The 11163-nt window shown below is 63.8% G+C and carries 9 protein-coding genes and 1 pseudogene; 6 read left to right on the top strand and 4 right to left on the bottom strand.

Going from position 1 to position 11163, the window contains the following annotated elements; all coding sequences use genetic code 11:
• Positions 1 to 130 precede the first annotated feature (130 nt).
• From MTX36_RS04590 to MTX36_RS04575, 4 genes and pseudogenes are all read left to right on the top strand, one after another.
• A pseudogene (locus MTX36_RS04590) lies at positions 131 to 241 on the top strand (hypothetical protein); the annotation flags it as partial.
• Positions 242 to 297: 56 nt separating this feature from the next.
• Positions 298 to 1167, top strand: a complete 870-nt coding sequence (gene dapF / locus MTX36_RS04585; RefSeq protein ID WP_243618542.1) for a diaminopimelate epimerase — start codon at positions 298 to 300, stop codon at positions 1165 to 1167.
• Between the two features lie 46 nt (positions 1168 to 1213).
• Positions 1214 to 2716, top strand: coding sequence for a GTPase HflX (gene hflX, locus MTX36_RS04580; protein ID WP_243618541.1), 1503 nt, complete (start codon positions 1214 to 1216; stop codon positions 2714 to 2716).
• 175 nt (positions 2717 to 2891) lie between these two features.
• On the top strand, positions 2892 to 3758 hold the full coding sequence (locus MTX36_RS04575; protein ID WP_243618540.1) for a hypothetical protein: 867 nt from the start codon (positions 2892 to 2894) through the stop codon (positions 3756 to 3758).
• A gap of 84 nt (positions 3759 to 3842) precedes the next feature.
• Here MTX36_RS04575 and MTX36_RS04570 read toward each other — a convergent pair whose 3' ends face one another.
• Genes MTX36_RS04570 through MTX36_RS04555 form a run of 4 tightly spaced genes read right to left on the bottom strand, consistent with a single transcriptional unit; the run spans position 3843 to position 7959 of the window.
• Positions 3843 to 4100, bottom strand: coding sequence for an HPr family phosphocarrier protein (locus MTX36_RS04570; RefSeq protein WP_243618539.1), 258 nt, complete (start codon positions 4098 to 4100; stop codon positions 3843 to 3845).
• Positions 4101 to 4139: 39 nt separating this feature from the next.
• Positions 4140 to 6194, bottom strand: coding sequence for a fructose-specific PTS transporter subunit EIIC (locus MTX36_RS04565; protein WP_243618538.1), 2055 nt, complete (start codon positions 6192 to 6194; stop codon positions 4140 to 4142).
• A 17-nt stretch (positions 6195 to 6211) separates the two neighbouring features.
• Positions 6212 to 7195 (bottom strand): 1-phosphofructokinase, encoded by a 984-nt coding sequence (gene pfkB / locus MTX36_RS04560; RefSeq protein WP_243618537.1) that lies wholly within the window; start codon positions 7193 to 7195, stop codon positions 6212 to 6214.
• Positions 7192 to 7959, bottom strand: coding sequence for a DeoR/GlpR family DNA-binding transcription regulator (locus tag MTX36_RS04555; RefSeq protein WP_243618536.1), 768 nt, complete (start codon positions 7957 to 7959; stop codon positions 7192 to 7194). The genes pfkB and MTX36_RS04555 overlap by 4 nt, the downstream gene beginning before the upstream one ends.
• A gap of 148 nt (positions 7960 to 8107) precedes the next feature.
• On the opposite strand from MTX36_RS04555, the gene MTX36_RS04550 reads away from it, so the two are divergent.
• Both MTX36_RS04550 and MTX36_RS04545 read left to right on the top strand, forming a co-directional pair.
• Positions 8108 to 9781 (top strand): phosphoenolpyruvate--protein phosphotransferase, encoded by a 1674-nt coding sequence (locus MTX36_RS04550; protein WP_243618535.1) that lies wholly within the window; start codon positions 8108 to 8110, stop codon positions 9779 to 9781.
• A 76-nt stretch (positions 9782 to 9857) separates the two neighbouring features.
• The gene (locus MTX36_RS04545) at positions 9858 to 11138 is read left to right on the top strand and encodes a uracil-xanthine permease family protein (RefSeq protein WP_243618648.1); all 1281 of its coding nucleotides are present in this window, start codon (positions 9858 to 9860) and stop codon (positions 11136 to 11138) included.
• Positions 11139 to 11163 lie beyond the last annotated feature (25 nt).

Here is an 11163-nt window from a genome sequence, read left to right as displayed (position 1 = left end):
GGAATACTTCACGTTTCGGATAGTTGCTCTTTGCCAGTCGTTCGGCGGGCACACCGACGCCGAACTTCAGCGTCGACGGCGCGAGCTAGAGGGTTGTCAATTGTGGTGCTCAGTGCGCGTCCCGTCCCGGGTGGTGGGCCTTGTGCTTGGTTTGCGCAGGTTCAGTCAGCAAGGGATGTTCTTCACCGGAGGAAGCCTCGCCGACAGATTCGGCAAGCGTCCGATCATCTCGTTGGGGTGTCAACCGCTGTGGTTGGGCTGTGTAGCGCCAGTATTCCGCCCGATATGATCACGCTCATGGATTTCAGCAAGGGACACGGCACGCAGAACGACTTCGTTGTTCTCCCTGACCTCGACGTTCGCATCGATCTCGAGCCCGGCAAAGTCGCGGCACTCTGCGATCGTCAGCGCGGATTGGGGGCCGACGGCATCTTGCGCGTCGCTCGGGCCGGTGCGCTCGCAGAAGCGGGAGTCCTGGCCGAGATCCCGGCTGGAGTTGCCGCCGACGACTGGTTCATGGACTACCGCAACGGTGACGGTTCCATCGCTGAAATGTGCGGCAACGGTGTCCGTGTATTTGCGCATTATCTGAAGGCTTCCGGCCTTGAGAACCGTCGCGAGTTCGTCGTCGGCAGTCGCGCTGGTGGTCGTCCGGTTATCGTCCATTCTGCTGACGGCACGGCTGGTGAGGTCACCGTCGCAATGGGCCTGATCAAGGAACTGGGTTCGAGTACAGCGACGATCGACGGGTACACGTTCACGGGACTCGGCATTGATGTCGGGAACCCGCACCTTGCCTGTGTCGACGCCGCGCTCACCCCGGAAGTTTTGGCGGCACTTGACCTCGACAACGCTCCGGAATTCGATCCGGTCTTCTTCCCGCACGGCGTCAATATCGAAATTGTCACGGCTCTGCAGAACGGAAGCGTCAACATGCGCGTCCACGAACGGGGCGTCGGTGAGACGCGTTCGTGTGGCACCGGGACCGTCGCTGCGGCCGCTGCGGCGTTGAAGCACGACGGGCGCGTCGACGGCACGGTGACTGTCCGAGTACTCGGTGGTCAGGTGCAGGTTACCGTCGAAAACGGCCACGGTTTGTTGCGTGGACCCTCGGTCCTCGTCGCGTCCGGAACGATCAGCGACAACTGGTGGAATTCGCTCGAATGAAAAGCGGATGCATCACCATGGCGTTTCGTGGGATCATGGGTCTTGTATGACGAAATCACATGACAGTCAAGAATCCGCTGCAGACGAGTCTGCAGAGTCGTTTGCTGCCGACGAGTCCACAGGACACGAGCAGCCTGAATACACGGCGCCAGCCTCGTCCGGAGATCCGTCGGTCGGCGAGATGCAGCTCGAAGCTCGCGACGCTCGGCGCCGCGTCTCCGGGCTGTCTACCGAACTCGACGATGTCACCGAAGTCGAGTACCGGCAGTTGCGTCTCGAGCGCGTGGTCTTGGTGGGTGTCTGGACCCAGGGGACGGCCGAGCAAGCAGAGAACAGCATGACCGAGCTGGCTGCGTTGGCCGATACGGCTGGGTCCGAGGTTTTGGACAGCCTCGTACAGCGCCGCGACAAGCCGGACACAGCCACGTACATCGGGTCAGGTAAGGCACAGGAAGTGCGCGAAATCGTGCTCGCCACCGGCGCCGACACCGTCGTGTGCGACGGCGAATTGACGCCCGCGCAGCTCACGGCGCTGGAAAAGGTCGTCAAGGTCAAGGTCATCGACCGTACGGCCTTGATTCTCGACATCTTCGCCCAGCACGCCACCTCCCGTGAAGGTAAGGCGCAGGTCGCCTACGCGCAGATGGAATACATGATTCCCCGCCTGCGCGGTTGGGGTGAGTCCATGTCCCGTCAGGCCGGTGGTCGTGCGGGAAGCAACGGCGGTGTGGGTCTGCGTGGCCCCGGTGAAACCAAAATCGAGACCGACCGTCGACGCATTCGTGAGCGGATGGCAAAACTGCGCCGCGAGATCAAGGCAATGAAGGCTGCTCGCGACACCAAGCGGACGCGCCGTCTCCAGAGTGACATTCCGTCGGTTGCGATTGTCGGCTACACCAACGCCGGCAAGTCGAGTCTTCTCAACGCCCTGACTGGTTCGGGTGTTCTGGTGGAAAACGCACTGTTTGCCACCTTGGATCCGACTACACGACGGGCATCGCTCGACGACGGTCGCGAATACGTCCTGACCGACACTGTCGGATTTGTGCGACACCTGCCGACGCAGTTGATCGAGGCCTTCCGCTCGACTCTCGAAGAGGTCACCGACGCCGATCTGCTGATGCACGTGGTGGACGGATCCGATCCGTTGCCCACCGATCAGATCAACGCAGTCCGCGGTGTCATCACCGATGTTCTGCGCGAGACCAATTCGCCGGCCCCGCCCGAATTGATCGTGGTCAACAAGATCGATGCCGCGGATCCGGTCACACTCACGCAGTTGCGAGCGCTCCTGCCCGGAGCTGTCTTCATCTCGGCTCAGACCGGCGAGGGCGTTGCGGAACTGCGCGCCCACCTCGCCGAGGTGTTGGTGCGTCCCGACGTCGAAGTTGACGTCCTGGTTCCGTATCACCGCGGCGATCTGATGGCCAGAATCCACTCCGACGGAACTATTTTGGAGTCCGCTCACGAGGAGTCCGGTACGAGGGTTCACGCCCGCGTGCCACAAATGTTGGCATCCGCATTGGTCGAGTACGCACCGAGTGCTTAGGCGGTCGAGTACGCACCGAGTGCTTAGTTCGACGCGAGTAGCCGCTGCAGCAGGTGCGCTCTTGGTGATTCTTTCGGGAAGTGCTACTGCACAAGCGAATACGCCCGTTCCAGGAACGGGCGTATTCGAGCCATTATGCACACCAACCGATCCGGGCCTCGAAGAGCTTTCGGGAATGGTTGCTCTCGGGGAGCGAATCTTTGCGATCGGCGACAGCGGCAACGACGAGGTTGTCATCGAGATGGATTTCGATTGCGCTGTGCGTGGCCGCATTCCGGTGCCGATCGACCCGTACGACGTCGAGGATCTGGCGTCGCACGGCGGTCTCCTGATTCTGGCGGACACCGGCGACAATCGGCGGGCTCGGGAAACCGTTGCCTTGCTCACCTTGGATCCTGAGTCGGCTGATGGCACCCTGCGCCGACTCACTTATCCGGACGGCCCGCACGACGCCGAGGCGGTGCTCGTGGATCCCAACGGTCGTTTGTTCGTCGTCACGAAGGAACTGCTCGGACCGAGCAGCGTCTACACACCCGAAGGCGGGCAGACAATCTCCGGCCTGGCGGAACCCGGACCCACGCCGCTGACCCGGGTCGGCACGGTGCGCACCGGTGATACGTCGACGGGCGGGTTCAATTCCGTGATGTTCACGGGCGGCGCAGTCGCCGCAGACGGTTCGGTATTGGCACTGCGCAGCTACACGGATGTGTACCTGTACCTGTACCGGATCGGTGACGACGGTATCGGCGCGGCGCTGACAGAATCAGAACCCCTGCGAGTCCCGACGCCCCACCAGCCACAAGGTGAATCAATGATGTTCACCGATGGCGGTGACCTGGTGATCGGCTCCGAAGCGCAGGGTGGCGCACTGCCGCCGTTGTACGTCATGCGCGGGGTAGTTGACGGGATGGCACCCGATGATGCGGCAGCGGCAGAAGACGCTACGTCGACTGCCTCGAACGGGGTTGTGCTGTGGGGTGGCATCGGAATTGTCACCGTTGTGCTGGCAATTCTGGTCGGCTTCCGAGTGCGTCGGCGCTGAGACCGGGAAGCTGAGAGCGGAAACGCGAGAGGCCGGGCTTCGCACTGAATGTCAGTGCGAGGCCCGGCCTTTCAAGCCTGTTGCTCAGGCGTCGAGATCCGCGGCAACCAACTCGGCAACCTTCTCGAGGGCGGCAACGTCGTCGGACTCGACGGTGACTTCGGTGTCCTTGGCAGCGCCGAGCGTCATGATCATGAGTGCTGACCCGGCGTCGACGGGCTCGCCGCCGGCAACGGCCAGGGTAACGGTGGCTCCGGATGAGCCGACTGCTTCTGCGATCAGAGCAGCGGGGCGAGCGTGGAGGCCGACTGCGGAACCTACGGCAACGGTCTTACTGGGCATGGGAACTCCTAGAGGTGTGGTCGTAGTGGTTGGTGTTGATCATGCCGCAGCGGGCACGGTTTCGGGGTCCAACTCTGCGTCGGTGGGTCCGGAGCGGATGAACTGTTTTGCTGCGACGACTGCCAGTGCTGCAACGACGGTGCCCGCGGCGAGGGAGACGATGAACCATCCGATTCCGCCAATGGCGAAGGCGACGAAGATACCGCCGTGCGGTGCACTGAGAGTGACGTTGAAGGCCATGATCAGGCCTCCGGTGACGGCGCCGCCGGCCATCATCGAGGGAATGACGCGGAACGGATCGGCGGCTGCGAACGGGATGGCGCCTTCGGAGATGAATGCGGATCCGAGCAACCAGGCAGCCTTTCCGTTCTCACGTTCAGCTTCACTGAAAAGCTTGGGACGCAGGACAGTGGAGGCGAGGGCCATCGCGAGCGGCGGAACCATACCGGCGGCCATGACTGCCGCCATGATGCGCAGCGAAGCCGGGTCGTCGACGTTCAGGCCTGCAACAGCGAATGCGTATGCGGCCTTGTTGACGGGACCGCCGAGGTCGAAGCACATCATCAGACCCAGGATGATTCCGAGGAAGATGGCGGAACTGCCCGAGAGTCCGTTGAGCCAGTCGGTAAGTCCGGAGGTAATCGCGGCGAGGGGTCGTCCGAGGACGAGGAACATCAGTGCGCCGACCACCAGGGTGGCGAACAGCGGGATGATCACGACGGGCATCAACCCTCGTAGCCACTGAGGGACGGCGATTCGGCCGATGTACAGCGCCACAACGCCGGCGATGAGACCGCCGACCAGGCCACCGATGAATCCCGCGCCGACAAAAACAGCCACGGCGCCGGCGGTGAAGCCGGGAGCAATGCCAGGGCGGTCGGCGATAGCGAAGGCGATGTAACCCGCCAGTGCCGGGACAAGGAAGCTGAAGGCCAGCGAGCCGATCTGGAACAGAACGGCGCCGAGGTAGGTCGCGAGTCCGCCGTCCGGCAGATTCGTCAGCGAATTGTTGAGCACGATGTCCTGCGCCGGCCCGGAGATTTCGTATCCGCCGAGCAAGAAGCCGAGGGCGATGAGCAGGCCACCGGCCGCGACGAACGGGATCATGTAGCTGACGCCGGTCAGCAGTACCTGGCGCAGGTGTGTGCCGAAACCGACTGTGCCGGTGTCGTCGTCCGCTGCGGCAGCTGCGCCGTCGACAACCGCTGCGGCCGGATTATCGGCAGCGCGCAGTGCCTCGGCCAGCATCTTGTCCGGTTCGTTGATGGCGCGTTTCACGCCGGAGGCGACGACGGGTTTGCCGGCGAACCTTTCACGGCCCTTCACCCCGACATCGGTGGCGAAGATGACCGCGGCGGCGCTGGCAATCACGGACGGCGCGAGGGCTGTGCTTCCGCTGGACCCTTGGGTTTCGACGTGGACCGTGACACCGGCACGTTCACCGGCGGCAACAAGGGAATCAGCGGCCATGTAGGTGTGCGCAATGCCGGTGGGGCAGGCGGTGACCGCAACGATGTGGCGTGGCTCTGCCGGCTCGGGCGTGGCTGCTTCGGCAACATGTTTCCCGACGGAAACAGGCGCGGGTGCGGGAGTTGCGGGTGCCGGCGTTGCCGGGGCCGGATTGAGAACCTCGTCGACCAAGCGCACGACCTCGTCGGGCGTCGACGCTTCGCGAAGGGACGTCACGAATGCCGGGCGAACCAAGGCGCGGGCCAGGGAGGAGAGGAGCTTCATGTGCTCTGCCCCGGCGCCTTCCGGTGCGGCGATCAGGAACACGAGGTCGGCGGGGCCGTCGGGAGCTCCGAAGTCGACCTTCGGGTCGAGGCGGGCAAATCCGAGGGATGCGGACGTCACGGCTGCGGAGCGGCAATGGGGGATCGCGATTCCGCCGGGAAGGCCGGTAGCCGACTGGGCTTCGCGGGCGAGGGCGGCCTCGACGAGGCCGTCGGCGTTGTCGGCGCGACCTGCCGCGGTCAACCGCGCAGCCAAGGCGCGAATGACGTCGTCTTTGGAGGAGCCGAGGTTGGTGTCGAGTGAGGTCAGTTCGGGGCTGATGATCGGGGAGCCGGAACCGCGTGCGGTGGGATCGGACATGTCAGTTTCCTTAAAACTCAGGCGAGTTCGGTGGGCAGGACGGACTCGGCAGCCACGATCGTGACGCCTGCGAGATCGACTTGTTTCGGTGTCGGGAGGGTGGTTCCGGGAAGGGATGCTGCTGCGCTTCCGTAGGCGACCGCATGACGGAGGCATTGTGCTTCATCCGCTCCGGCGGTCGCGGCGAGGATGTAGCCGGCGAGTGACGAATCACCGGCACCGACGGTACTGACCGCGACGATCGGGGGAGCGGTAGCGATCCAGGCGCCGTCGGCGGTGACCAACACCGCGCCCGCTGCACCGAGCGTTGCGAGTACGGCGCCGACGCCACGCTCGACCAGTCGGTTTGCTGCAGCGATCGCGGGGCCCGGATTGCCCGCTTGTGCAGCATTTTCCAGAAGATGGCTGTCAACGCCGGTGAGTTGAGCCAACTCTTCGCCGTTGGGTTTGAGCAGATCCGGCGCCGAGTGGGGGAAATTCTCGGCCAGTGCTGACAGGGGTGCGTCGGAGGTGTCAACGGCTACTCGGCACGGGTGATCTCGAAGGGCCGCAACAAGTTCCGCGTACCAGCCGGGGTGAACCCCGGGCGGTACCGATCCGGACAGGACTATCCAGTCGGCGATGTCGGCCCGCGAGATCAGTTCGTGGGCTAACGCCTCCAGCGTCGACGCGGACAGTGTGGCGCCCGGTTCGTTGATTTTGGTGGTCGTGCCGTCTGGTTCTGCCACGGTGATGTTGGTGCGGGCGAGGCCCGTCGTGGCAACACCGAGGTGGGGGATTGCGCCGGTAGCGAGCGCGCTCAGAAGCGGGTCACCGGGATTGCCGGGGAGAATCGCGAGTACTTCGAGTTGTGCGGCGCTCAGGACGCGGGCCACATTCACCCCCTTCCCGCCGGGATCGCTACGGGTGGACTGTGCGCGTAGGACGGAGCCCCGCACGAGGGGTTGATCCAACTGCACTGTTCGATCGATGCTCGGATTGGCGGTCAGCGTGACGATCATGCGATCACCACCTCGATTCCGTGGTCGTGGAACTCGGATGTATCTGTGGCACTGATTTCCTCGTCGGTAATGAGGACGTCGATGCTGTCGAGCGGAGCGAAGCTGATGAGATGCTCGCGGCCCACCTTGGTGGAGTCGGCAAGCACGACAACATGATTGGCGGCCTTGACCATGGCGCGCTTGACCGCGGCCTCCTCGTTGTCGGGGGTCGAAAGTCCATGTCCGGGACTGATGGCGTTGGTGCCGATGAAGGCGACGTCGACGCGGAGTGTGCTCAGCAGACGTAGAGCGTCCTCGCCGACTGCGGCCTGGGTGACTCCGCGGACACGACCGCCGAGCATGATCAGTGACACCGAACTCATCGATGCCAGGCGTGCGCCGATCGGCACGGAATTGGTCACGGCCGTGAAATCGAGTTCAGGGGGGATTTCGGGCATCATGCGTCCGGTGGTGGTGCCGGCGTCGAAAATTACGCTGCCGCCGCTGACCGGCAGGTACGTGGTGGCGCACCGTGCGATGCGGTCCTTCTGCTCGGCGCGAGTCTGATCACGTTCGGCCATTCCGGGTTCGGTGACGTGAAGCGAAGCGGTGGGAACGGCGCCGCCGTGAACGCGGCGGATCTGGCCGATTCGTTCGAGGAAGGCGAGGTCGCGTCGAACGGTTTCGGTGGTCACGCCGAAGGTTTCGGAAAGTGCTGACACGGACATGCGGCCACGCTGCGACACCATTCCGGCGATCGCTTGCTGACGTTCTTCCGCGTACACGTGTTCTCCGATTCGACGAGGGGATCTGGCGGTCGGTTGCCGATCACAGTTGATGTTGCTTTATGTTGTTTTACGCCCGAGTGTGTTGACATGTCAATAGTTGCGAGTAACCTTCGTCACAACGAGGCTGAGTAAGTAGGAGGACACGATGACCGAACAGATCGATCGCGCAAGCGTGCAGGGGACTCCCGTCGTACCTGGCGTCGCCTACGGACCGGCCATCTGGCCGGCCCGGCGCCCGGAACTGGTCTTCGAGGCACCGCCGCTCGACGAGTCCGTACGAGCAAGCGCGCAGGACGACTTCATCGCCGCAGCCAAGACGGTGGAGGGACGACTGCTCGCGCGCGCCGCCGACGCCACCGGCGCTGCGGCTGAGGTACTGGTGGCCAACGCGGCGATGGCCGCGGATCGTGGTTGGATCGGCGCCGCCCAGAAATCGATCGCCCAGGGAGTCCCGCCGGTGCAGGCGGCCATCGCGGCGACAGAGCAGTTTGTCACCGTCTTCACCAAACTCGGTGGGTTGATGGCTGAGCGGGTCACGGATCTGAAGGACATTCGCGATCGCGTCATCGCCGAGTTGGCGGGCCTTCCCGAGCCTGGTATTCCAGCTCCGGAAACCCCGTCGATTCTGTGTGCCGACGACTTAGCACCGGCTGATACGGCCGGCCTGGACCCAACGAAGATCATCGGTCTCGTGACTGTTCTCGGTGGTCCCACCAGTCACACGGCGATCATTGCGCGTCAGCTCGGGATCCCGTGCATCGTCGCGGTCAAGGACCTGGCCACGGTTGTATCCGGGACGCCCGTACTGATCGACGGTACGACCGGCGAGGTGATCAGTACGCCGGACGCGGATCAGGCTCGCGCTTTGGTCGAGGTATCCAGGTTGGACCGTGAGCGTGTCAGCACGTGGGTCGGACCCGGACAGACCGCTGACGGCGTGGCCGTCAACATCATGGCAAATGTGCAGGACGGTGCCGGTGCTCGCGCGGCGGCGCTGACGCAGGCCGAAGGTATCGGACTGTTTCGTACCGAACTGTGCTTCCTCGGACGCGAGACCGAGCCGACAGTCGACGAGCAGGCCGCGATCTACACCGAGGTGCTGGAAGCATTCGCCGGCAAGAAGATCGTGATCCGCACCTTGGACGCCGGGTCCGATAAACCTCTGAAGTTTGCCAACCATCAGGAAGAAGCAAATCCGGCTCTCGGCATTCGTGGTGTTCGAATTGCGTGGCAGGACATGGGGATTCTCGATCGTCAGCTCGATGCCATCGCAGTTGCGGCAGCGCGAACCGGCTCGCAGCCGTGGGTAATGGCACCGATGATCGCGACACCTGGCGAAGCCAAGCGCTTTGCGGACGCCGTCCGTGCCCGCGATCTGGTACCTGGTGTGATGGTGGAGATTCCGGCCGCGGCTTTGCTGGCAGATCAGATTCTCGAGCACGTCGAGTTTCTGTCGATCGGTACCAACGACCTCGCTCAGTACACGATGGCGGCCGACCGGATGTCTTCCGAATTGGCAGAACTGACCGATCCGTGGCAGCCCGCGGTGATTGCTCTGGTTGCTCGGACAGCGCAGGCCGGAAAAGCAGCCGGTAAGCGAGTCGGTGTATGCGGCGAAGCTGCCGCGGACCCTCTGCTGGCGTGTGTTCTTGCCGGTTTGGGTGTCTCGTCGCTTTCGGCTGCAGCCGCGTCGGTGGCCGGTGTCGGGGCCAAGATCGGGTCCGTCACGGTGGCGCAGTGCGAGGCAGCCGCGACGGCGGTTCTCGCGACCGGCGATCCGGCCGAGGCGCGTAAGGCTGCGGCTCGCGTATTGGCGTAAGTGGGATTCGACCAGTGTGACGCCGGGGAGCCTGCGTCGGCCTCTAGTATTTCGACCTGTGACTGAACGAGAAACTATGACTGGGTCCGGCCGAATCGGCTGGAGCGTCCACGGAGACGGTAAACGAATTGCCGACGGGGCCGTGGTCGGACCGGATGAGCGGCTCAGCTGGCCCCGCACTGTCGGGATCGGGATGCAGCACGTCATCGCGATGTTCGGCGCCACGCTGCTGGTGCCGACCATCACCGGTTTCCCCGTCACGACGACGCTTCTGTTCTCAGGTATCGGCACGGCGCTGTTCCTGATCATCACGAAGGGCCGGATTCCGAGTTACCTCGGTTCGTCGTTTGCGTTCATCGCGCCCCTGACTGCGTCGGCGGGTTCGGGTCCGGCCGCTCAGCTCGGTGCCGTGATGGCGGTCGGCATCGTGCTGATGCTGATCGGTCTAGCTGTTCGCCTGATCGGTGGACGCATCATCGACGCTGTCATGCCTCCCGTGGTGACCGGTGCCGTCGTGGCGTTGATCGGCCTGAACCTTGCGCCGACGGCCGCCGGCTCGTTCCAGTCTCAGCCCCTGATTGCCACTGTGACGCTGGTGTCGATCCTGCTGGTCACGGTGGTCGGGCCGGGTTTGCTCGGGCGGCTCGGAATCCTCGTCGGCGTTGTCATCGGCTGGGTGTTTGCCGCGGTGTACGGCGGTCTCGACAGTGAGCGTGTGACAGCGCTTCACGACGCCGACTGGTTCGGCCTACCGACCTTGCACGGGCCGTCGTTCGACTGGTCCGTCATCGTATTGGCTCTGCCGGTCGTGATCGTTCTGGTCGCCGAGAACGTCGGACACGTCAAGGCAGTCTCAGCGATGACCGGGAAGAATCTCGACGATCTTGCCGGGAATGCACTCTTCGCCGACGGTCTGGCGACGACACTTGCCGGCGCCGGCGGCGGTTCGGGTACGACGACGTATGCCGAGAATATCGGCGTGATGGCGGCGACGCGCGTCTACTCGACAGCGGCGTACTGGGTGGCAGCAGCGACAGCGATGGTTCTGGCCTTCTCGCCGAAGTTCGGCGCACTTGTCTTCACAGTTCCGAACGGTGTCATCGGTGGTGCAACGATGGTTCTCTACGGCCTCATCGGAATCCTGGGTGTACGGATCTGGATGGAAGCCAAGGTCGATTTCACGGATCCCGTGAACCTGACCGTGGCCGCTGCGGCACTCGTTGCGGGTATCGGCAATCTGACGCTGACAATCGGGTCGGTGGAGCTCGGCGGCATCGCCTGGGGCTCGATCGGCATCCTGGTCGCGTACCCGGTCATGCGTTCTCTGGCCAAATTCCGTACTTCGAGTAACAGATAACCGGTACAGTCACGAATCGTGATCG

It is taken from the genome of Rhodococcus sp. ARC_M6, from assembly GCF_022810305.1.
Taxonomy (GTDB): domain Bacteria; phylum Actinomycetota; class Actinomycetes; order Mycobacteriales; family Mycobacteriaceae; genus Rhodococcus_F.
The sequence above is the reverse complement of the archived record's forward strand: the minus strand, read 5'-3'. Positions and strand labels throughout refer to the sequence as shown.

Bases quoted from the DNA above. Each gene is read 5' to 3' on its own strand.
- MTX36_RS04570 (WP_243618539.1), bottom strand. From the start codon at position 4,100: ATGCCCAGTAAGACCGTTGCCGTAGGTTCCGCAGTCGGCCTCCACGCT.
- hflX (WP_243618541.1), top strand. From the start codon at position 1,214: ATGACGAAATCACATGACAGTCAAGAATCCGCTGCAGACGAGTCTGCA.
- dapF (WP_243618542.1), top strand. From the start codon at position 298: ATGGATTTCAGCAAGGGACACGGCACGCAGAACGACTTCGTTGTTCTC.
- MTX36_RS04575 (WP_243618540.1), top strand. From the start codon at position 2,892: ATGGTTGCTCTCGGGGAGCGAATCTTTGCGATCGGCGACAGCGGCAAC.
- pfkB (WP_243618537.1), bottom strand. From the start codon at position 7,195: ATGATCGTCACGCTGACCGCCAATCCGAGCATCGATCGAACAGTGCAG.
- MTX36_RS04545 (WP_243618648.1), top strand. From the start codon at position 9,858: ATGACTGGGTCCGGCCGAATCGGCTGGAGCGTCCACGGAGACGGTAAA.
- MTX36_RS04550 (WP_243618535.1), top strand. From the start codon at position 8,108: ATGACCGAACAGATCGATCGCGCAAGCGTGCAGGGGACTCCCGTCGTA.
- MTX36_RS04565 (WP_243618538.1), bottom strand. From the start codon at position 6,194: ATGTCCGATCCCACCGCACGCGGTTCCGGCTCCCCGATCATCAGCCCC.